The organism is Rhodosalinus sp. (assembly GCF_046542825.1).
Classification (GTDB): domain Bacteria; phylum Pseudomonadota; class Alphaproteobacteria; order Rhodobacterales; family Rhodobacteraceae; genus Rhodosalinus.
Genome location: NZ_JBKHAQ010000031.1, coordinates 1 through 21,648, shown reverse-complemented (window position 1 = coordinate 21,648; position 21,648 = coordinate 1). Strand labels below are relative to the sequence as shown.

The following is a 21,648-nucleotide window of genomic DNA, read 5'->3' as shown; positions in this document are numbered from 1 at the left end:
GTGGGAAGAGTCGCACGGAATGCGGAGGAAGCCATGTCCGGCCAGGGAGTGATCTGTCACGCGGTTCTCGTGTTCGGCACGACGCGAGCGTTCGACGTGCCGGCGCTGAGGCGCGACGTCGAAACTGCCTTTCGCGCGACCGGTGAATGGGTCGCAGGGGAACGCGCCGACGATCCTCAGTCCGTCGCCGGGCGCACGGTGGGCGCCCGCTTCGACATCTTCGCCCCCGCAGCAGCGGGCGGGACCGTGCCCGAAAGCGAGTATGAGGAAGGACTGGATGTCTTCGCCGAAGCCTATCCGGACCTTGTCGCGCCGGGCGCGCTGATCTCGGTCCAGGTCTTCGCACGGGACGCGATGCGCGCAGACGCGCCGCTCCTGTCGGCGGTGCTGGGCCAGATCGTGGATCTTTTCGTGGACCGGACCGAGGCGGATTTCGTCCGCCTGCCTGAATGCGCAGGGCTGATGACGGGCGCGCGCTTCCAGACCGAGTTGCACCTTGCCAAGGGGGTGCGGCCCGGTCTTGCGCCCGATGGGGTCGCCGGGGATCCGTGCCGGGAGTCGCCGCGCAGGAAGCACCCCGGCGCGGGCATCGGGATCTTCCCCGAAATCGACACGCTCGAGGCGCGGCTGAACGACGAATGGCGTTTCGAACAGGACCCCCGGTACGAAAAGACCTCTCGCCTCGACGAGGCCGAGGCAGGCGCGCGCCTTCCCATCGAGGCCCGGCTCGCCACCTGGACGGTCAATGCCTCGGTCGCGCTGCTCGCCCCGCCGGTCGGCGCATCGCTCGCCGTCTACAACCTGTGCAGGGGCGAGGACTTCCGGCTCAATGCGCACGCCCTCGCGCTCACCGGCACCTTCATTTCCCTCGCGGCCTCAGGCGCCCCGATCCCCAGCCTTGCCGCCATGATCTGAGCGCGCAAGCACGAAGGTGTGGATCGAAAAGACCACGGCCCGCGCGCGGGGCAGGCGCAGGTTGCATTCCTTTCCGAGCGCATGAAGCCGGGCTTCCCTGACGGGCGGTCCCGGCGCGCGTTTTCGATCTCGGCGGGAGCCGACTTGCACCGGGCGCGCCCCGCCGACAGGTTGCGTGCGGAGCACGGGCCGGGAGAGATGCGATGCAGAGCGAGCGCTTCACCTTCGAGGGGCATGACGGGCACGCCCTCGACGCGCGGCTGGAGCGACCGGCGGGCGCGCCGCTGGCCACCGCGCTCTTCGCGCATTGCTTCACCTGCGGCAAGGACATCGCCGCCGCACGGCGCATCGCGCGCCGCCTCGCGGCGATGGAGATCGCGGTGCTGCGCTTCGACTTCACCGGGCTCGGCCATTCCGAAGGCGAGTTCGCCAATACCTCCTTCAGCTCCAACGTCGAGGATCTGGTCGCCGCCGCCGCGGCGCTCGAGGCGCGCGGCATCGCGCCGTCGCTCCTGATCGGGCACTCGCTGGGCGGCGCGGCGGTGCTGCGCGCGGCGCGCCGGATCCAGAGCGCGCGCGCGGTCGCCACCCTCGGCGCGCCCTGCGATCCCGAGCATGTCACCCGCAATTTCGGCGCCAGTCTCGACGAAATCCGCAAGGCGGGCCGCGCCATGGTCGATCTGGGCGGGCGGCCCTTCACCATCTCGGCGGAGTTCCTCGAGGACGTGGAGGGCGCCGACCTGGTGGAGGACATCCGCAATCTTCGCCGCGCACTTCTGGTGATGCACGCGCCGCGCGACAAGGTGGTGGGCATCGAGAACGCCACGCGCATCTTCACCAACGCCCGCCATCCCAAGAGCTTCGTCACCCTCGACGACGCCGACCATCTGGTAAGCCGGCCGCAGGACGCGGATTACGCGGCCTCCGTGATCGCCGCCTGGGCGCGGCGCTATCTCGACCTGAAACAGCCCGAGCCGCCGGCCGATGCGCCCGAGGGCGTTGTCCGGGTGAGCGAATCCGACCCCGACGGCTTCCTGCAGGACATCCAGTCGGGACCCTGGCACCATGCGCAGGCCGACGAGCCCGAGGACGTGGGCGGCACGAACCAGGGCATGTCGCCCTATGGCTTCCTTGCCGCCGGGCTGGGGGCCTGCACCTCGATGACGATCCGCATGTATGCCCGGCGCAAGGGCTGGCCGCTCGCGCATGTGTCAGTCGACGTCACCCACGACAAGCGCCACGCCGAGGATGCCGGGGAGAGCCGCGGCGCGAAGGTCGATGTCTTTCGCCGGGTGATCCGCCTGACCGGCGATCTGACCGAGGATCAGTGCGCGCGGCTGATGGAGATCGCCGACAGGTGCCCGGTGCATCAGACGCTGGAGCGCCGGAGCCGGATCGAGACCGAGCGCGCCACAGGCTGAACGGGCGGCTGAGCGGACGACCGCCGGACTTGCCCGGGGCTACCGATCACGGCAACGCGAGCATCGGCGCGACTTTCGCGTGGAACTCTTGCGAGAGCTGTTCGTTTCAACCCAGCGGGGTTTATCCATGATGTGACACAGGAGGGCAATCAGTGGTAGAACCTGTGGTGTCGGGCGTCGACCGTAACGCCATACCGACGGAACTGTTCGGCGGCAACATACTGGCCACGCGGGACGGCGTGGATGAGGACGACACCTATCCCGTCATCGCAGACGCCCTCGGAGTCGAGCATATCCGCTACCCGGGCGGTGCGCTGACCGAGACCTATTTCGACATCGCCAACCCGGACAACGACCGGGTCACCGATGTAGTCACAGGCGAGACGCTCGATTTCCTGCCGATGTCCGAGTTCATGGGCTGGGCCGAGGACACGGGGCGCTCTGTGACGCTGGTGCTGCCCACGCGCACGCAACTGTCGGACGAGACCGACGACAACGGCGAGCGATTCGCCGCCGTCGACGAACAGGAGTTGCGCGGCTTCCTGCGCGACACGCTCGACGGCGCCTATGGCGACCCGCAGCTTCAGGCCATCGAGATCGGCAACGAATACTGGGGCAGCGGCGAGATGAGTTCGACCGAATACGGTCGCGTCGCGAGCGAGATGGCCCGCATCGTCGACGAGGAACTGACCGCCCATCCCCGCGCCGACCGCTTCGCGGAGACCGATATCCTGGTCCAGTCGGGCAAGAACTTCGGCACCGCGGATCTGCAGCCGCAATACGAGACGCTTGGCGACACGCGCGACATCCTCGATGCGATCGAGGAGGATTACGGCGTGACGCTGGACACGGAGACCTACGCATTTCTCAACGGCGAGGTCGCCTGGCCCCGCGTGGCTGACGCCCTGATCCAGAGCGAGTTCGACGAAACGGAAGGCGCGGCCATCGACGGCATCGTGACGCACCTCTATTCCAAGGCACCGGCGAACGAGAACAGCCGCTATTTCGAGCTCGATACCATCGACCTGACCTGGCAGGAGGACCGCCCGGATCTCGACACCTGGGTGACCGAGTGGAACCGCTCTGATTCTACCGCGCTCTACGAGCGGGGGGAGGACTACGGCCTCGATCAGGCGCACGAGCTTCTGAACGTGGTCGAGGCGATGGGCCTTGCCAATGTCGAGGCGGCGCATGTCTGGCCGCTGCAGCAGAACACCGCCAACACCCTCGGCGGCGAGGTGGGCGAGGACGAGCTGACCCCGGCGGGCGCGCTTTTCGCCGAGATGCAGGCGGCGCTGCCAGGCACGCGCGCGGTGGACCTGAACGCCGACTCGCGCGAGACCGAAACCTCGGACGGCAACGTGGACGTGCACATGTTCGCCGCGCCAGACCGCATGGTGATGTATCTCGCCAACACGAGCGACGCACCGGAATCGACCGACGTGGACCTCTCCAATCTCGTCACCGACCCCGGCGCCGTGACCCTGACACGCATCGGCGTGGCAGAGGGCGAGGACCCCAACGACACCGAGTCCCGCGCCGTGGTCACGGAAGACCCCGCCGAAGCGGCGCTGGACGGCACCACGCTTGCCGCCGACCTGGGCCCGCACGAGATCCTGCAGGCCACCTTCGACGGACCCGCGATGACCGAAAGCTTCGCGACCGCCGTGGCCGATGCCTCGGGGACCGCGCCGCCCGACGACGAGGACGGCGACGACGAGGACGGCGGCGACGGGGACGACAGCGGCGGAGACGCAGACAACAGCGGCGGAGACGACGGCGGGCTGGGCATCGGGCTGGGCCTGCTTCTTCTGCTGCCTCTGCTCGCGCTGGGCGGCGGCGGCTGAGGCGCTTGTCTCGGGGGGCGGTGCGGTCTAGACCGCGCGCCGACCCGCCGTGAGGAGCCCGCCCGATGATCCCCCGCTATTCCCGCCCCGAGATGGTCGCCGTCTGGTCGCCCGAGACGCGCTTTCGCATCTGGTTCGAGATCGAGGCGCACGCGGGCGATGCGATGGCGGAGCTGGGCGTGATCCCGAAAGAGAACGCCGAAGCCGTCTGGAAGGCGAAGGACGCGCGTTTCGACATCGACCGCATCGCGGAGATAGAAGCCGTCACCAGGCATGACGTGATCGCCTTTCTCACCCACCTGGGCGAGATCGTGGGCGAGGACGCCGCGCGCTTCGTGCACCAGGGCATGACGAGTTCGGACGTGCTCGACACCTGCCTCAACGTGCAGCTCACGCGCGCCGCCGATATCCTGATCGCCGACATGGACGCGCTGCTGGCCGCGCTGAAGCGCCGCGCCTTCGAGCACAAGGAAACCGTGCGCATCGGGCGCAGCCACGGCATCCATGCCGAACCCACCACCATGGGCCTCACCTTCGCGCGCTTTTACGCCGAGATGGACCGCGGCCGCCGCCGCCTGGTCGCCGCGCGCGAGGAGGTGGCCACCGGCGCGGTCAGCGGCGCGGTGGGCACCTTCGCCAACGTCGATCCGCGTGTCGAGGAGCACGTCTGCGCGCGGATGGGCCTCGCGCCAGAGCCGATCAGCACGCAGGTCATCCCGCGCGACCGTCACGCGGCCTTCTTCGCCGCGCTGGGCGTCGTGGCCAGTTCGGTCGAGAACGTGGCGACCGAGATTCGGCACATGCAGCGCACCGAGGTGCTGGAAGGCGAGGAATTCTTCAGCGCGGGGCAGAAGGGCAGCTCTGCCATGCCGCACAAGCGCAACCCGGTGCTGAGCGAGAACCTGACCGGTCTTGCCCGCCTCGTGCGCTCCGCCGTGATCCCGGCGATGGAGAACGTGGCGCTCTGGCACGAGCGCGACATCAGCCATTCCTCGGTCGAGCGGGTGATCGCGCCGGATGCGACGGTGACGCTCGATTTCGCGCTCGCGCGGCTAACGCAGGTGATCGACCGGCTGGTGATCTACCCCGAGCGGATGCAGGCCAACATGGACCGCCTGGGCGGCCTCGCCATGAGCCAGCGGGTGCTTCTGGCGCTGACGCAGGCCGGGGTGACGCGCGACGCCGCCTACCGGCTGGTGCAGCGCAACGCGATGAAGGTCTGGGAAGAGGGCCGCGACTTTCGCACCGAGCTTCTGGGTGATGAAGACGTGGTCGCGGCGCTTGGAAAAGAGGCGATCGAGGCGCAGTTCGACCTCGGATACCACCTGAAACACGTCGACACGATCTTTGCGCGTGTTTTCGGCACCCCTTCGATTTGATTTGCCCCTGATGCGTGCTACCTTCCCAAGGGTAAGCCAACGGGAGAATGCAATGACCACAGTCAAGACCCTTGTCGTCGCAGCGGCTCTGACCGTCGTGCCGGCGATGTCGATGGCCATGTGCAGCGGCATGAAGTCTGATCAGGCGGTGTCTTGCGCCGACGGCAAGGTGTGGGATTCCGAACAGCGCGCCTGCGTCGAGCAGGTCATGGGCTGACGACGCCCGGAACGCGCTTCGACACGTCATGCGACCGGAAAGGCGGCCTCTCTCGGGCCGCCTTTCCTTGTCGGGGCTGCGGTGTGTTCCGAGGCGCGCCCTGCCCCTGCTTCTCCTCTCCGCCCTCGCCACCGCAGTGCAACCCGAGGACACGCCGCCGCCCCCCTGTCGACCACGCGCTGCACCGGCACGACGGCCCCGGACACCGGGACCGAACGCTGCGTCGAGCCGCGCGAGGCGCACCTGACGGATGCGGTGCTCTGCACCTCCGCGCGCAGGCCGGCCCAGGCTGGCCGGATGGCTGACGCACGCGCTGCACCGGACAGCATGCGCGAGCCGGCATGCAGCCGGGCACACCCACCGCGCCCACATCGCCGGCCGGGCCGCTGCGGGAAGCCCGCGCGCTCCACGCGCAGGCCGTGGCCGCCCATGCGGACGACCTGCTGGCGCGGGCCTGCCTGGGCCATTGCCTCGTCGACACCGGCGATATCGCCGCGGCAGAGACGCCACTGGCCGGGCTTCAGGCCCGCGGCGGCACGGGCGGCCGGGCAGAGCGCACGCAGCGCGGCGCGCTTGAGCGCGGGTGCGGCTACGGCGGCTGGCATTCAGCGATTCTTCACGCTTGGGTGCTTTCTGGTGGCGACTGTCTCTGGATCGCCAAGCCGATGGACCGACACCCGCAACTCGCGCCCCCCGGGCTTCCTGCCACAGCGCAGGCCACCGTCGCGGCAGCGGGCCTGACGCGCCGGCAGAAAGCCGCAATCATCGTGCGGCTGCTGCTGACCGAAGGCGCCGACCTGCCCCTGGCAGATCTGCCCGAGCCGCTGCAGGCGGAGCTGACCGCGACGATGGGCCGCCTGCGCTATGTCGACCAGACGACGCTGGCGCAGGTGGTGCGCGAGTTTCTCGGCGAACTGGAGTCCGTGGGCATGGCGTTCCCCGGCGGCATGGCGGGTGCGCTCGCCCTGCTGGACGGGCGGATCAGCCGGCACACCGCCGAACGCATCCGCCGCGAGGCCGGGGTGCGGCAGATGGGCGATCCCTGGGGCCGGCTGCGCGCCCTGCCGGTCGAAGACCTGCTGCCCTTCGCCACGGAGGAAAGCACCGAGGTCGCTGCGGTGCTGCTGTCGAAACTGGACGTGGCCAAGGCGGCGACGCTGCTGGGCAAGCTGCCGGGAGAGCGGGCGCGGCGGATCACCTACGCGGTCTCGCTGACCGGCGGCATCACGCCCGAGGCGGTCGAACGCATCGGCGTGAGCCTTGCCGCGCAGCTCGACGCACGGCCGGCGCGCGCCTTCGACGAGGAGCCCGTGAAGCGGGTGGGCGCGATCCTCGACTTCTCGCGCGCCGTCACCCGCGACGAGGTGCTCGAGGGGCTGGAGCAGACCGACAGCGCCTTTGCCGCGCGGGTGCGGCGCGCGATCTTCACCTTCGCCGACATCCCCGCACGGCTCGATGGGCGCGACGTGCCCAAGGTGCTGCGTAGCGTCGACCAGCCCGTGCTGGTGACCGCACTCGCCGGTGCTGCAGCGGCCGGCCTGGGCGAGCCGGCGGCGTTCCTGCTCTCCAGCCTGCCGAGCCGGCTCTCCGGCACACTGCGCGAGGAGATGGAAGCGCTGGGCAACCCCGATCCCAGGGAGGTCGAGAGCGCCATGGCAGAGGTCGTGGCCGCCATCCGGCGGATGGAGGCGGCGCGGCAGATCACCCTTGCCGCGCCCCCCGCCCCCGACACGAGTTGAACGGCGGCAGGACGCGGTCGGGTGGGTGGACCAACTGGCGGCGGCGTCCCTGTCCCCCCTGCAGCGCGCGAATGCAGCCTGCGGGACCTGTCCGCCCCCGGCAGCGCATCGCGGGCCGGGACGCGCGCGGCCTAACACTTCGTGGCGCCTCGCTTGCCCTGACGCGCCAGGCGCCCGCGCAGCATGGACACCCGCCGCGCCCGGGCCTAGGGTCGCGCCATGCCGACCCCTCCCGTGCCCACGCCGGACCCGGCCGTCACGCCCGCGCGCGCGCGCTTCGCCGCGCCGGGAAGCGTTGCGCGCGCCATCCTGCTGATGATCGGTGCGGTCTTCTGCTTCACGCTGATGGACTCGGTGGCGAAGGCGCTGACCGGGCGGGTCGGCGTGGTGCCCACGCTCTGGGTCCGTTACCTGGGCCAGACGGTGGTGGTGCTCCTGCTGGTCTCGCCGCGGCTCTTCAGCGTGCTGCGCACACGCTACCCCGGCCTTCAGGCGCTGCGCTCGGTCTACCTCCTGTGCGCCACTGCCTTTTTTTTCTGGGGGCTGTCGAACATCGGCATCGCGCAGGCCACCGCGATCATGAACGTGAACCCGCTGCTCATCACGCTGGGCGCCGCGCTTTTCCTGGGCGAGAGGATCGGGCCCCGCCGCGCGCTTGGTGTCGTCGCCGCGCTGGGCGGCGCGCTGCTGATCATCCGGCCGGGAACGGAAGTGTTCTCGCCCTACGCCCTGCTGCCGCTCGGCGCGGCCTGCTTCTATTCCGCCTATGCGCTCACAACCCGCTTCGTCGGCCGCGACGAGGATCGCTGGACCTCGCTGGTCTACACCGGGCTCCTGGGCGCGGTCGTGATGAGCTGCATCATCCCGTTCCACTGGCCCACGTTCGACCGGACCTCGCTTCTGCTGGTGGGCGCGCTGGCACTGCTGGCCACGCTCGCGCAACTGCTGCTGATCACGGCGCTGCAGCAGGGCGAGGCGGGGATGCTCGCGCCCTTCGCCTACACCGGACTGCTCTTCGCGACGCTCTGGGGGCTGCTCTTCTTCGCCGAGGTGCCGGATGCGTGGACCTTTGCCGGCATGGCGGTGATCGCGGGCGCGGGCGTCTATGTCTGGCACCGCGAAGCGGCAAGGCCCACACCAACCCGCGAGGCGCCGCGATGAGCCAGGCCGCCGGCCGCGCGCGTCCCCAAGTCCGGCGCGTGCAGGATTTCGTGACGAACGCCGCGCTCCGCGCGATCTTCGGCGCCGTGCTGCTGATGCCCTATCGGCATCGTGTCCCGATGATGGGCTGGCTCGCCTCCCGCGTGGTCGCGCCGCTCGCCGGGTGGCGGCGGCGGATCCGCGACAACCTCGCGCTCGCCTGGCCCGACCTGCCGCCGGAGGAGGTGCGGCGTCTCACGCGGCAGGTGCCTGACAACGTGGGCCGGACGCTGATCGAACTCTACTCGGGTGCGGAATTCGTGGCCCGCGCGCGCAGCGCCCGCTTGGAGGGCGAAGGGCTTGCCGCGCTAGAGGCCGCGCGCGCGGAGGGCCGGCCGGTCATCCTGGTGACCGCGCATTTCGGCAACTACGATGCCGCGCGCGCCGCTCTTATCGCGCGCGGCCACCACATGGGCGCGCTCTATCGCGCGATGAGCAACCCCTATTTCAACGCGCATTACGTGCGCACGATCTCGGCCATCGGCACACCGATGTTCGAGCAGGGGCGCCGCGGGATGGTCGAGATGGTGCGCCACCTGAAGGGCGGCGGCGTGCTGGGCATCCTGACCGACCTCGCGGCGCGGCGCGGGGAGCCGCTGCGCTTCTTTTCCACGCCGGCGCTGACCTCGCTGGTGACCGCGGAACTCGCGCTCAAATACGACGCGGTGCTGATCCCGACCTTTTCGACACGCCTGCCGAACGGGCTGGACTTCACGGTCGAGTTGCAGGCGCCAGTGCCGCACGGCGACCCCGCCGCGATGACGCAGGAGGTCAACGACCGGCTCGAGGCCAAGGTGCGCGCGCACCCCGAACAGTGGTTCTGGATTCACCGGCGGTGGAAATCGCGACGGTCGCGGAAACCTCAGCGCAGGCGCGCGGCGGCCAGCACCCGGCCGTGACCGGCCTCCTGCACGATGACGACGACCGGGCTGTCGCCCTCGGCCTCGACGCGAAGCCGCAGCGGCGCCTGCCCGTCCCAGCGGCCCAGCACCTTCCAGTCGGTCACGACATTGGCATAGTCGAAGGTGCGGCCAGCGTTCTCGCCCCGCTTGATGTGAACGTTCGAGGAAGGCCTGTAGCGGACGAGTTGCACGTCAGCCGGCCCCATCGCGCGCTCTGCCGAGAGCGCCACCGTCAGCCTGCCCTCGTCGCGGACCAGAGACAGCGAAACGGGCTGCGGCGTCTGCGCATGTGCAGCGATCAGGTCCATGACCTTCATCGCCTTGGCGCCCATCACGCGGTCCTGCCCGCCCACGATGATCTGCGGGGTAAAGACCGAGCGGTCGTGGTTGGCACGCGCATAGGCCTTTTGCCGCTGGGTGAAACGCGGCTGCGCGAAGCTGTCCTTCCAGCCGATATAATCCCAGTAATCGACATGCAGGGCGAGCGCGATCACACCCTCGCGCTCTGCCAGGTCTGCCAGCAGCTCGTCGGCAGGTGGACAGGCGGAACAACCCTGCGAGGTGAAGAGTTCGACCACCACGCCGCGCTCGGTGGTCCAGGCCGCCGTCGCGATCAACGTCAGGAGCAGCGTCCCCAGTCCTCTCGCAATGCCGGTCATGCGCAGCCCCGCCTCTTCGGCTTACCTTCATGGTGCAGCCGGGATACTCATGTCTAGGGACCCGCCTGGGCCTTGGCCAATCACCCTTTTGCGAGAGCGCCGAGAGGGTGGCGTCAGGGCCGCAAGGGTCCCGCACGAAAAATTGTGCACCATCGTATACAAAAATGCGCCACGCCCCTTGATCGCCCGCCGGACAAGGCGTTAAAGGAGCGGCGACGGCACGGCGCGCGGCCCTGACGGGCCCCCGCGCGTGCAAGCCAGCGTTCACCGCACGGAGGCCAGCATGCCCATCGTCACCGGACAGGACACCGCCAGGACCCGCCGCAGCCTCGAGGCCGGCGGCAGGACCTACGCCTATTATTCCATCGCCGCCGCCGAGGAGGCCGGTCTGGGCGATTTCACCCGTCTGCCGGCGGTGCTCAAGGTCGTGCTCGAGAACATGCTGCGGTTCGAGGACGGCAAGACCGTGCATGTCGATGACGTGAAGGCGTTTTCCGAATGGGCCGAAAAGGGCGGGCGGAACCCGCGCGAGATCGCCTATCGCCCCGCGCGCGTGCTGATGCAGGACTTCACCGGCGTGCCCGCGGTCGTCGACCTTGCCGCGATGCGCGACGGCATCCGCGAACTGGGCGGCGACGCGCAGAAGATCAACCCGCTCAACCCCGTCGACCTCGTGATCGACCACAGCGTGATGATCGACGAGTTCGGCAACCCCCGCGCCTTCCAGATGAACGTGGACCGGGAATACGAGCGCAACATCGAGCGCTACACCTTCCTCAAGTGGGGGCAGAAGGCCTTCGACAACTTCCGCGTGGTGCCGCCGGGCACCGGCATCTGCCACCAGGTGAACCTCGAATACCTCGCACAGACGGTCTGGACCGACACCGACCAGTCGGGCGAAGAGGTCGCCTATCCCGACACGCTGGTGGGCACCGACAGCCACACCACCATGGTCAACGGCGCCGCCGTGCTGGGCTGGGGCGTTGGCGGGATCGAGGCCGAGGCCGCGATGCTGGGCCAGCCGATCTCGATGCTGATCCCGGAGGTCGTGGGCTTCGAACTGACCGGCCGCATGATGGAGGGGGCCACGGGCACGGACCTCGTGCTCAAGGTGGTCGAGATGCTGCGCGCCAAGGGCGTGGTCGGCAAGTTCGTCGAGTTCTACGGCGATGGCCTCGATCATCTGCCGCTGGCCGACCGGGCCACCATCGCCAACATGGCGCCCGAATACGGCGCCACCTGCGGCTTCTTCCCCGTCGACGACGAGACGCTGCGCTACCTGCGCCAGACGGGGCGCGACGAGGATCGCGTCGCACTGGTCGAGGCCTACGCCAAGGCCAACGGCATGTGGCGCGGGCCGGACTACGCACCGGTCTATACCGATACGCTGCACCTCGACATGGGGGAAATCGTGCCGGCGATCTCCGGCCCGAAGCGCCCGCAGGACTACATCGCCCTCGACAAGGCGGCCACGGCCTTTCACGAATACGTCAAGGGCCAGCGCGGCACCGCGGACGTGAACCACAGGTCCGAGATCCGCTGGGAGGGCGAGGGCGGCGCGCCCGAGCCGGTGGACATCCCCGGCGACGAGGGCCACCACAAGCGCGGCTACGTGCAGACCGACGAGCACCGGTACCAGCTGCACGACGGCTCGATCGTGATCGCCTCGATCACCTCCTGCACCAACACCTCCAATCCCTACGTGATGATCGGCGCCGGACTGGTGGCGCGGAAGGCGCGCGAGAAGGGGCTGACGCGCAAACCCTGGGTCAAGACATCGCTCGCGCCCGGAAGCCAGGTCGTCTCGCATTACCTGGAGGCCGCGGGCCTGCAGGAGGATCTGGACGCCATCGGCTTCAACCTCGTGGGCTACGGCTGCACCACCTGCATCGGCAACTCCGGCCCGCTGGCGCCCGAAATCTCGAAGTGCATCAACGACAACGACCTGATCGGGGTCTCGGTGCTGTCGGGCAACCGCAACTTCGAGGGCCGGATCAGCCCCGACGTGCGCGCCAACTACCTGGCAAGCCCGCCGCTCTGCGTGGTCTACGCACTGGTGGGCGACATGAACGTGGACATCACCCGCGAGCCGCTGGGCGAGGACCAGGACGGCAACCCCGTCTACCTCAAGGATATCTGGCCCAGCCAGAAGGAGATCGCCGAACTGGTCGAAAAGACCGTGACCCGCGAGGCGTTCCAGGAGAAATATGCCGACGTCTTCAAGGGCGACGAGAAGTGGCGCGAGGTCGAGACGACCGACAGCGAGACCTACGACTGGCCCGCGCAATCGACCTACGTCCAGAACCCGCCCTATTTCCGCGGCATGAGCAAGGAGCCGGGCGCGATCCACGACATCGAGGGTGCGCGCATCCTCGGCATCTTCGGCGACATGATCACCACCGACCACATCAGCCCCGCGGGATCCTTCAAGCCCGATACCCCGGCGGGCAAGTACCTGACCGAGCGGCAGGTGGCCCCCCGCGACTTCAACAGCTACGGAAGCCGCCGTGGCAACCACGAGATCATGATGCGCGGCACTTTCGCCAACATCCGCATCCGGAACGAGATGCTGGACGGCGTCGAAGGCGGCTACACCCTCGGCCCCGACGGCACGCAGATGCCGATCTATGACGCCGCGATGGCCTGGCAGGAGAAGGGCACGCCGCTGGTGATCTTTGCGGGCGAGCAGTATGGCGCCGGCTCCAGCCGCGACTGGGCGGCCAAGGGCACGGCGCTTCTGGGCGTCCGGGCGGTGATCGCCGAAAGCTACGAGCGCATCCACCGCTCCAACCTCGTCGGCATGGGCGTGATCCCCTTCGAGTTCACCGGCGGCGACACGCGCAAGTCGCTGGGCCTGAAGGGCGACGAGAGCGTGACGATCGAGGGGCTGGCCGACGTGACGCCGCAGCAGGAGGTCACGGCAAGGGTCACCTACGCCGACGGCACGACGAAGGACATCACCCTCAAGTGCCGCATCGATACGGCCGTCGAGAAGGAATACGTCGAGAACGGCGGCGTGCTGCACTACGTCCTGCGCAACCTCGCGCAGGCGCCGATGGCGGCAGAGTAGGCCGAGCCAGGCATGGCACCGCAGGCCCCCCGCCGCGCCAACGCGCCGGGGGGCCTTTTCATTGGAGGAGACCGGCGCGATGCAGGATGCCGCCAAGATCACGGGCTACCACGCCCACGTCTATTTCGACGCCGACACCCGCGAAACGGCGCGCGCCCTGTGCGAGGCCGCGGCAGAGCGGTTCGGTTTGGTCATGGGCCGGATGCACGAACGGCCCGTCGGCCCGCATCCCATGTGGTCCTGTCAGCTTGCCGCGACGCCCGCGCAGTTTGCCAGGCTGCTGCCGTGGCTCGCGCTCAACCGCGGCGGGCTGGTCGTCTTCGCCCATCCCGAAACGGGCGACGATCTGGCCGACCACCGCGACCATGCGATCTGGCTGGGCACGGGCCTGCCGCTCGACCTGTCGATCTTCGGCTGACGGATCAGCCGCCGCCGGCCGCCTCGATCGCGGGGCGGATGGTGTTTTCCAGAACGCTTTCGGTGATAGGGCCTGCAAAGCGCAGGTGGATGACGCCGTCGGCGTCGATCACGTAGGTTTCCGGCACACCGTAAAGGCCCCAGTCCAGCGCCATGCGCCCGGTCGAATCCGCGCCGATGGCGACGTAAGGATCGCCCAGCTCCTCGAGGAACCCCAGCGCATTGCCTGGCTCGTCCTTGTAGTTGATCCCGTAGATCGGGATGCCCTCGTCGGCCAGGGTCTCGAGGTGCGGATGCTCGACCCGGCAGGGTGCGCACCAGGACGCCCAGTAGTTCACCAGCTTCACGCCGCCTTCCCGCAGGTCCGCGTCGGTGAAGGGCGTCTTGCCATCCAGTTCCACCAGTTGCACGGGCGGTGCCGGCTGGCCCTGCCGCGCGGAGGGCAGCGTGTCCTTGTCCTCTCGGAACATGCCGAAATAGAAGAGCGCCGCCAGCGCCGCGAAGATCGCGGGCGGCAGGATCATCAGCGGGCTAACGCGTGCCATCGCGGCGCGCCTCCACCTGTTCGAGCTCGGCGCGCACCTTGCGCGCGCGGCGCAGGCTGGCCCAGACGATGACGCCCAGCAGTGCAAGGCTCGACCCGTAGGACGCAAGCACCGCGAAGGCGTATTTGCCAAGATCGGGCATCATGCCATCCGCTCCCGCGCCATCAGCGCCTTCAGGCGGCGCGCCCGTATCTCGGTCCGCGTGCGCAAGAGCAGCAGCGCCACGAACAAGAGCACGAAACCCGCGATGCAGACCAGCAGCGGCAGGTAGAAGACATCGTGCACGTTTTCCTCCGCATCCAGCGAGAGCGAGGCACCCTGGTGCAGCCCCTGGTTCCAGAACAGCACCGCGTAGCGGCTGAGCAACGCAAAGACCGAGCCGACCAGGCAGAGCACCGCGGTGAGGTCGGCGGCGGTATCCGGGTTCTCGATCGCCTCCCAGAGCGCCACGTAGCCAAGGTAGAAAAGGAACAGGATCAGGAAGCTCGTCAGCCGCGGGTCCCAGGCCCACCAGGTGCCCCACATCGGCTGGCCCCAGAACGCCCCGGTGATCAGAGCGATCAGCGTCATCACCACGCCGATCGGCGCCGCCGCCTTGGCCGCCAGCGCCGAGACGTGGTGCCGCCGGATCACCCAGACCAGCGAGGCCGCCAGCATCATGATCCAGATGTTGATCGCCATGAGTGCGGCCGGCACATGCAGATAGATGATCTTGACGGTCGAGCCCTGACGGAAATCGTCGGGCGTGAAGAAGAAGCCCCAGACAAGACCCACGGCAAGGCAGATCGCCGCCCCCCAGGACACCCACGGCAGCAGCCAGCCCGACAGGCGCAGGAACTTGACCGGGTTGGCCCATTCCCAGAGCGAGGCGGATGCGCGTTGTTCCATCGTCCTCCCTTTCGTCGCCTTCCGATCTAGTCGCTTCGAGCGGGCTGCGCAATTCACCTCAGGTTGATGCGCAATACAGCGGCCGAGGCGAAAGGCAAAAGCGCGATAGTGCCGCAGGTTACGCCGCCAAGCAGCGCGAGCGGCGTCGCCGTCGCCAGGCCCTCGGCGCCGCGGCGGGCGACTTCGGCGCCAAAGATCATCGTGGGCATGTAAAGCGGCAGCACCAGCAGGGACAGCAACAACCCGCCCCGCTTGATCCCCACGGTGAGCGCCGCGCCGAAGGTGCCGATCACCGACAGCGCGGGCGTCCCCACCGCCAGCGAGGCGACGATCCAGACGTAGCCCTCGGGCGGCAGGCTCATCAGCACGCCCAGCACGGGGGCGGCCAGCACCAGCGGCAGACCGGTCGTGATCCAGTGCGCCAGCGCCTTCAGGCTTACCAGCGCCTCAAGCGGCAGCGGCGCGGTGGCCAGCAGGTCGAGGCTGCCGTCCTCCCAGTCGAGCGCAAGGATCCGGTCGAGCGACAGCAGGCAGGCCAGCAGCGCGCCGACCCAGAGAATGCCCGGTGCGATCCGCGCCAGAAGCGCCGTGTCGGGCCCCACGCCGAAGGGCACCAGCACCGTCACGATCAGGAAGAAGGCAAGGCCAAGGCCGAAGCCGCCGCCCGCACGCACCGCAAGCGCAAGGTCGCGGGAAAGCAGCGCGATCACAGGAAGGCCTCGTCCTCTGCCGAGGCGCGCGGGCGCGCCTTCAGATGCGTCACGTCGAAGACCCGCGCGTCGAGGCCAAGGTCGATGTGCGTGGCGATCAGCGCAGCACCCCCCTGCCCCAGATGCCGCCGAACGGCCCCTGCGAAAAGCGCGACCGAGGCCACGTCGAGCGACACGGTGGGCTCGTCCAGCGCCCAGACCGGCCGGCCGGTGACCAGCAGCCGCGCAAGCCCCAGCCGCCGCTTCTGCCCGGCCGAGAGCGCGCCCGCGGGCCGGTCCGCCAGATCGCGCAGATCGAAGGCCGCAAGCGCCGGCGCGATGTCGCCGGTGCCGAAGATCCGTGCCCAGAAGCTCAGGTTCTCGGCCACCGTCAGCGTGGCCTTCAGCCCGTCGGCATGCGCGGCATAGGCGATCGCATCGGGCGCGGCCTCGACCCGTCCCGCGAGCGGCGGTTGCAGTCCTGCCACCGTGCGCAACAGCGTCGTCTTGCCCGAGCCGTTCGGACCGCGCAGCACCAGCGCCTCCCCGGGGCCAAGCGCAAAGCTCACCCCCTCCAGCACCGGCACGCCCCCGCGGGCGACGGCAAGATCATGGACCGCCAACAGCATCGCAGGCCGCTTAGCCCATTGCGCGGGCGGGGGGAAGCGGCGACCAGACATCCTTCTTCCGGCGCACACGACTCAGGATGTGGAATTGGGTATTTGGGGACCATTGAAAGCAGGGGACCGGTCTTTCAATGGTCCTAAAATACCCATTCTCCCACGCCCTCCGCGCGCTCGGAGCGTGGCGGCGGCGCGCCGTCAGACCGGCAGCGCGGCAAGCGCGATGCGCCGGCCTTCCGACAACAGCACGTTATAGCTGCGGCAGGCGGGGCCGGTTGCCATGCCCTCGACGCCCACGCCCGCCTCTTCCAGCTTGCGGCGCAGCGCGGGCGGCACATGCGCGGTCTCCGCCCCGGTGCCCACGAAGAGCACGTCGATCTCCCCGGCCAGCGCCAGCAGCGGTGTCTCGTCCTCGTAGCCGCCCCAGGGGCGGGTGCCCTCGGGCGTCAGCAGGACGGCGCCCTCGCGGATCTCGCCGCCGATGCGGAAGAAGCCGGGGCCGTAGCCGTCCACGGGCAGGGCGCCGGTGAAGACCACCTCGTTGATGCGCATGGGATGCCTCCGTCGGTTGGTCCGCCACTCAGGTAGCACATTCCCGATCGCCGCGACACCGCCGCTCAGGCGTCCACGTCCGAGAATTGCGTCCCCGCGGCCTGATCGGGCTTGGACCAGTCGCGCTTGACGCCCAGGACCAGCAGGATGGCGGAGGCCACGAAGATCGAGGAATAGGTGCCCACGATCACGCCCCAGATCATCGCGAAGACGAAGCCGCGGATCACGTCGCCGCCCAGCACGAAGAGCGCGACGAGCGCCAGCAGCGTGGTGACCGAAGTCATGAAGGTCCGGCTCAGCGTCTCGTTGATCGAGATGTTGAGCACCTCGCGCAGCGGGCGCTTCTTGTATTTCATCAGGTTCTCGCGCACCCGGTCGAAGACCACCACCGTGTCGTTGAGCGAATAGCCCACGATGGTCAGCAGCGCGGCGATGATCGCAAGGTCGAAGCGGATCTGAAGCTCGGAGAAGATGCCGATGGTCAGCACGACGTCGTGCACCAGGGCGACCACGGCGCCAAGGGCGAACTGCCACTCGAACCGGAGCCAGATGTAGACCAGCACCGCGAACATGGCGAGCACCACGGCGATGATCGCGGTCTGGATCAGCTCGCCCGAGACCTTCGGCCCCACCGATTCGACCGAGACGAAGCGGATGTCGGGCGCCACCTCCTGCAGCGCGGTGCGCGCGTTCTCGATCACCTCGGCCGAGACCGCCTCTTCGCCTTCCTGTGCCTGGATGCGGACCATCGCCACATTCTCGTCGGGGCCGAAGGACGGATCGAAGACCTCGGAAATCGCGATGTCGCCCAGCTCCAGCTGCTGCAGCGCCTCGCGGTATGCCCCCACGTCCACCGGTTGCGCGCTTTCGGTGCGCACGGTCGTGCCGCCGCGGAAGTCGATGCCGTAATTCAGGCCCTGAAAGAAGAACGACATCAGCGCAAGCACGATCAGCACGCCGGAAATGCCGAGCCAGAGCTTCGGGCGCGCAAAGAAATCCCAGGACGTGTTTTCGGGAACGAGGCGCAGGCGCATGTCAGACCTCCAGCGTCCGGGGGCGGCGGCGCTCGAACCACATCACGACGAGCAGGCGGGTCACGAAGATCGCGGTAAAGACCGAGGTCAGGATGCCGAGGCCCAGGGTGATCGCGAAGCCCCGCACCGGCCCCGACCCCATGACGTAGAGGATCACCGCGGTGATGAAGGTGGTGATGTTGGCGTCCACGATGGCCGACAGCGCCTTTTCATAGCCCAGCTGGATCGCGCGGGCCGGCCCCCTCGCGGTCTTCAGTTCCTCGCGTATTCGCTCGAAGACCAGCACGTTGGCGTCCACCGCCATGCCCACGGTCAGCACGATCCCCGCGATGCCGGGCAGCGTCAGCGTGGCGCCGATCAGCGACAGCAGCCCGAAGATCAGCGCGATGTTGAGCACCAGCGCCACGTTGGCGAACAGGCCGAACAACCCGTAGCTCAGGCCCATGAAGACCAGCACCGCGACGAAGGCCACCAGCGTGGCGATCCGCCCCGCCTCGATCGAGTCGGCGCCAAGCTCGGGGCCGATCGTCCGTTCCTCGAGGAAGTCGAGGCCCGCGGGCAGCGCACCCGCGCGCAGGAGCACCGCGAGATCGGTGGATTCCTCGACCGTGAAATCGCCGGTGATGATGCCCGAGCCGCCGGGGATGTGGCTCTGGATCACGGGGGCGGAAATCACCTCGTTGTCGAGCACGATGGCGAAGGGATTGCCGATGTTGGCGGCCGTATAGTCGCCGAAGGCGCGCGCGCCCGTCGGGTTGAAGCGAAAGGTGACGGCCGGGCGCCCGTTCTCGTCGAAGGATGGCTGGGCGTCCGTCAGCTCTTCGCCGGTCACCACGGGGGAGGTTTCGAGGGTGTAGAAAACGTCCTCGTCCTCCATCGCGGGCAGCGTCTCGTTGCCGATGCCCGGCGGCTCGTCCGGGTCGGCGTTGCGGCTGACCACCGGCTGGAAGGTCAGCTGCGCCGTGGTGCCGATCAGCTCCTTCAGCTCGCCGGCCGAGCCCACGCCCGGCACCTGGATCAGGATGCGGTCCGCGCCCTGCCGCTGGATCGTGGGCTCGCGCGTGCCGACCTCGTCGATGCGGCGGCGGATGATCTCGAGCGCCTGGCGCACGGTGCGATCGTCGGTCGCGCGCCTCTCGGCCTCCGAGAGGGTCACGACCAGTTCGTCGCCCTCGGCGCGCACCTCGAGATCCTGCGCACCGGTGCCGGAGACCGAAGAGACGGGGCGCGCCAGCGCCTCGACCGCGGCGCGCGCGGTGCTCATCCCCTCGGGCTGCGAGATCCGCACGCGCAGCTCGCCGGGCGCCGAGGGCTGAAGGCGGATGGTGCCCACGGCCTCGCGCTCTTCGCGCAGGCTGTCGCGCACCTCGGGCCAGAGCGATTCCATGCGGCTTTCATAGACGTCCGAGACCTGAACCTCGGCCAGCAGATGCGCGCCGCCGCGCAGGTCGAGCCCAAGGTTCACCAGTCCCGAGGGCATCCAGTCGGGCCAGAGCCCCGCCTCCGCGGAAAGCTCCTCCGTGGCGCCGCCGCGCGCCTCGATGGCGGCCACGGCGTCGTTGTGCGTCTCGACCCGTTCGTAGAACAGGTTGGGCAGCGCGAGCACGAGCCCGGCCGCGACCGCGGCCCAGATCAGCACGCGCTTCCACAGGTCGATCTGCAGCATGACGGGGCCCTTCCGCGGCGCCGGAGGATCAGGAGTTCGACGGCTCGGTCTTGCTGAGCACCTGCGCGACGGTGTTCTTCACGACGCGGACGCGGACGTTTTCCGAGATTTCGACCTCGATCTCGTTGTCTTCCTTGACCTTCGTGACCTTGCCGATCAGCCCGCCCTGGGTCACGACCTGATCGCCGCGCCGCAGCGCCTCGACCATCTTCTGGTGTTCCTTGACGCGCTTCTGCTGGGGGCGGATCAGCAGGAAATACATGATCGCGAAGATAAGGATCAGCGGCAGAAGCTGAGCGAAGGCGCCGGCACCGTCCATGAGACACTCCCTGAGATTGGCGTGGGGAGGTCCCCCGCGAAGTCTGGCGGAACCTATGCGCCGCGCCCGGGCAATGCAAGCAGCGGCGCCCGCCCCGCGCATCGGTTTCGCGGACACGTGGACGCATCCACGCCGGCCCGCTAGCCTGCCTTGGGGGAAGGGGCGGCACGGCGACGGAGGGACCCATTTCCGAAGAGATCGCACGCGGGCTGGCGGCCGTCGCCGCCATCGGCGCCCTCTCTGTGGCCGCGGCGGTGGTTCACGCGGTCGTGACCACGCTGACCGCCCCCGAAGGCGCGCGCCTGCGCAGGCTGCAGCGCGCCCTCGGCCTGCCCGCGGCGAACCCGCTCGTCATGGCGGCTGTCGGGCTGCTCTGGCTCGCGCTCGCGCTGCTCCTCGCGGGCGGCCTTTTCACCCTGATCTGGGTGACCCTGACGCAGGGGGTGATCGCCCCCGACGCGGGGGCCGACCTCTGGGAGTTCCGCTTCCGCCTCGCGCAGATGCTGGCGCTGACCACGGTGCTGGGCGCGGTGGTGGCGCTGCCGATCACCCTGACCCGGCTGCGCCTGTCGCGGGAGCAGGCCGAGACCGCGAAGGAGGCGCTCTTCAACCAGAAGGTCACCGAGGCCGCAGCCGACCTCTACGCCCAGCGGCAGGTGACGCTGCGGCCGATCACAGGCGGGCCGGTCAACGGGTGGGAGGACGACATCGTCCGCCGCAACGCCGCCATCGACCGGCTGGAGGGGCTGGTCCGCGAGCGCCCCGGAGAAGCCGAGCGCGTCGCCCGCCTGCTCTCCACCTACGTCCGCGAGTTGTCCCGCGAACACCCGCCGAAGCCGGTGCCGGAGACGGAGGATGTCGATTCGATCAAGGCATGGGCAGGGGGCCTGCGCCCCGCCCGCTCCGACATGCAGAACGCTGCGCAGGTGCTGGGCCGACTGGCCCGCGTGAACGACAGCGACGCCGTGCGCCATGCCATCGACCTGCGCGGCGCGAATCTGCAGGGCTTCGATTTGCAAGCGTGCTTCTTCCCAAGGGCGCTTTTTGCCGAGGCACAAATGCAGGGCGCAATGTTTATGCGTGCAGATTTGCAGGGCGCCTTGATCATGCGCGCAGATGTGCGCGGCGCTTCGTTTTTTGATGCAAATCTGAGAAATGCGGTTTTCTCGGTTGCAGACTTGCGTGGCGCGGTTCTCGCTAAGGCGCAGTTGCGGGGGGCCTGGCTCATAGGCGCGCAGTTGCAGGGGGCCGAACTTGCAGATGCGCAGTTGCAGGGTGCGGACCTACGCGAAACGGCGATGGATTCAACTACCGATCTGACCTCGGCTGCCCTCAAAGGTGCCGCAATCGGCTTTATCGATGACGTCACTACAACTCGTTTGCAGCCGCACTGGCACGAAATCTTCGCGGACGGCAGCGTGTCGCTGCCCGGCGGCGAGCGACCCGCGCACTGGCCAAGCGAAGTGCTCGATTGGCATGACTTCCGCGACGCGTGGCGCGCCTGGCAACAGTCCATCGGCATGGACCCGGACGACCCGAAATAGCCCCACGGCCCGCCCCTACCCT

Annotated in this window: 21 protein-coding genes; 11 read left to right on the top strand and 10 right to left on the bottom strand. The window is 68.9% G+C overall.

The window, feature by feature from the left end:
* The first annotated feature begins 33 nt into the window (after positions 1-33).
* The 8 genes from ACLFOB_RS06235 to ACLFOB_RS06200 all read left to right on the top strand — a co-directional run bounded on the left by ACLFOB_RS06235 (position 34) and on the right by ACLFOB_RS06200 (position 9,617).
* Entirely contained in the window at positions 34-915 is an 882-nt protein-coding gene (locus ACLFOB_RS06235) for a hypothetical protein (protein ID WP_410917177.1), read from the top strand.
* A 203-nt stretch (positions 916-1,118) separates the two neighbouring features.
* On the top strand, positions 1,119-2,336 hold the full coding sequence (locus ACLFOB_RS06230) for an alpha/beta fold hydrolase (RefSeq protein ID WP_410917176.1): 1,218 nt from the start codon (positions 1,119-1,121) through the stop codon (positions 2,334-2,336).
* A 152-nt stretch (positions 2,337-2,488) separates the two neighbouring features.
* Positions 2,489-4,183: a type I secretion protein gene (locus tag ACLFOB_RS06225; RefSeq protein WP_410925524.1), complete on the top strand. Its 1,695-nt coding sequence runs from the start codon at positions 2,489-2,491 to the stop codon at positions 4,181-4,183.
* A 65-nt stretch (positions 4,184-4,248) separates the two neighbouring features.
* Positions 4,249-5,562, top strand: a complete 1,314-nt coding sequence (gene purB / locus ACLFOB_RS06220; RefSeq protein ID WP_410925523.1) for an adenylosuccinate lyase — start codon at positions 4,249-4,251, stop codon at positions 5,560-5,562.
* A gap of 52 nt (positions 5,563-5,614) precedes the next feature.
* The gene (locus tag ACLFOB_RS06215; RefSeq protein WP_410917173.1) at positions 5,615-5,779 is read left to right on the top strand and encodes an adenylosuccinate lyase; all 165 of its coding nucleotides are present in this window, start codon (positions 5,615-5,617) and stop codon (positions 5,777-5,779) included.
* A 341-nt stretch (positions 5,780-6,120) separates the two neighbouring features.
* Positions 6,121-7,518, top strand: a complete 1,398-nt coding sequence (locus ACLFOB_RS06210; protein WP_410925522.1) for a flagellar motor switch protein FliG — start codon at positions 6,121-6,123, stop codon at positions 7,516-7,518.
* 219 nt (positions 7,519-7,737) lie between these two features.
* The gene (locus tag ACLFOB_RS06205; RefSeq protein WP_410918249.1) at positions 7,738-8,679 is read left to right on the top strand and encodes a DMT family transporter; all 942 of its coding nucleotides are present in this window, start codon (positions 7,738-7,740) and stop codon (positions 8,677-8,679) included.
* A complete protein-coding gene (locus tag ACLFOB_RS06200; RefSeq protein ID WP_410918248.1) occupies positions 8,676-9,617 on the top strand; it encodes a lysophospholipid acyltransferase family protein in 942 nt (313 codons plus the stop codon). Before ACLFOB_RS06205 ends, ACLFOB_RS06200 begins: the two co-directional genes overlap by 4 nt.
* Here the strand turns inward: ACLFOB_RS06200 and ACLFOB_RS06195 are convergent.
* Entirely contained in the window at positions 9,581-10,279 is a 699-nt protein-coding gene (locus ACLFOB_RS06195; RefSeq protein ID WP_410918247.1) for a DUF1223 domain-containing protein, read from the bottom strand. The genes ACLFOB_RS06200 and ACLFOB_RS06195 overlap by 37 nt on opposite strands.
* 283 nt (positions 10,280-10,562) lie before the next feature.
* On the opposite strand from ACLFOB_RS06195, the gene acnA reads away from it, so the two are divergent.
* The gene (acnA, locus tag ACLFOB_RS06190) at positions 10,563-13,349 is read left to right on the top strand and encodes an aconitate hydratase AcnA (RefSeq protein ID WP_410925521.1); all 2,787 of its coding nucleotides are present in this window, start codon (positions 10,563-10,565) and stop codon (positions 13,347-13,349) included.
* Between the two features lie 79 nt (positions 13,350-13,428).
* Complete coding sequence (locus ACLFOB_RS06185) at positions 13,429-13,767, top strand: DOPA 4,5-dioxygenase family protein (protein WP_410925520.1); 339 nt, start codon at positions 13,429-13,431, stop codon at positions 13,765-13,767.
* 4 nt (positions 13,768-13,771) lie between these two features.
* Here the strand turns inward: ACLFOB_RS06185 and ACLFOB_RS06180 are convergent, their stop codons facing one another.
* From ACLFOB_RS06180 to yajC, 9 genes are all read right to left on the bottom strand, one after another.
* On the bottom strand, positions 13,772-14,311 hold the full coding sequence (locus ACLFOB_RS06180) for a DsbE family thiol:disulfide interchange protein (protein ID WP_410925519.1): 540 nt from the start codon (positions 14,309-14,311) through the stop codon (positions 13,772-13,774).
* The gene (gene ccmD / locus ACLFOB_RS06175; RefSeq protein ID WP_410925518.1) at positions 14,298-14,456 is read right to left on the bottom strand and encodes a heme exporter protein CcmD; all 159 of its coding nucleotides are present in this window, start codon (positions 14,454-14,456) and stop codon (positions 14,298-14,300) included. The genes ACLFOB_RS06180 and ccmD overlap by 14 nt, the downstream gene beginning before the upstream one ends.
* Positions 14,453-15,199, bottom strand: a complete 747-nt coding sequence (locus ACLFOB_RS06170; protein ID WP_410925517.1) for a heme ABC transporter permease — start codon at positions 15,197-15,199, stop codon at positions 14,453-14,455. The genes ccmD and ACLFOB_RS06170 overlap by 4 nt, the downstream gene beginning before the upstream one ends.
* Positions 15,200-15,252: 53 nt before the next feature.
* On the bottom strand, positions 15,253-15,909 hold the full coding sequence (gene ccmB / locus ACLFOB_RS06165) for a heme exporter protein CcmB (RefSeq protein WP_410925516.1): 657 nt from the start codon (positions 15,907-15,909) through the stop codon (positions 15,253-15,255).
* Positions 15,906-16,517, bottom strand: coding sequence for a heme ABC exporter ATP-binding protein CcmA (gene ccmA / locus ACLFOB_RS06160; RefSeq protein WP_410918021.1), 612 nt, complete (start codon positions 16,515-16,517; stop codon positions 15,906-15,908). The genes ccmB and ccmA overlap by 4 nt, the downstream gene beginning before the upstream one ends.
* A 192-nt stretch (positions 16,518-16,709) precedes the next feature.
* The gene (locus ACLFOB_RS06155) at positions 16,710-17,063 is read right to left on the bottom strand and encodes an Mth938-like domain-containing protein (RefSeq protein ID WP_410918020.1); all 354 of its coding nucleotides are present in this window, start codon (positions 17,061-17,063) and stop codon (positions 16,710-16,712) included.
* A gap of 65 nt (positions 17,064-17,128) precedes the next feature.
* Positions 17,129-18,097 carry a protein translocase subunit SecF gene (gene secF, locus ACLFOB_RS06150; protein WP_410918019.1) on the bottom strand — a complete coding sequence of 323 codons (969 nt, stop codon included), beginning with the start codon at positions 18,095-18,097 and terminating at the stop codon, positions 17,129-17,131.
* A 1-nt stretch (position 18,098) separates the two neighbouring features.
* Positions 18,099-19,763 (bottom strand): protein translocase subunit SecD, encoded by a 1,665-nt coding sequence (gene secD / locus ACLFOB_RS06145; RefSeq protein ID WP_410918018.1) that lies wholly within the window; start codon positions 19,761-19,763, stop codon positions 18,099-18,101.
* Between the two features lie 28 nt (positions 19,764-19,791).
* Entirely contained in the window at positions 19,792-20,082 is a 291-nt protein-coding gene (yajC, locus tag ACLFOB_RS06140; RefSeq protein WP_410918017.1) for a preprotein translocase subunit YajC, read from the bottom strand.
* 269 nt (positions 20,083-20,351) lie between these two features.
* Between yajC and ACLFOB_RS06135 the strand changes: the two genes are divergently transcribed.
* Complete coding sequence (locus tag ACLFOB_RS06135) at positions 20,352-21,626, top strand: pentapeptide repeat-containing protein (RefSeq protein ID WP_410925515.1); 1,275 nt, start codon at positions 20,352-20,354, stop codon at positions 21,624-21,626.
* The last annotated feature ends 22 nt before the right edge of the window (positions 21,627-21,648 follow it).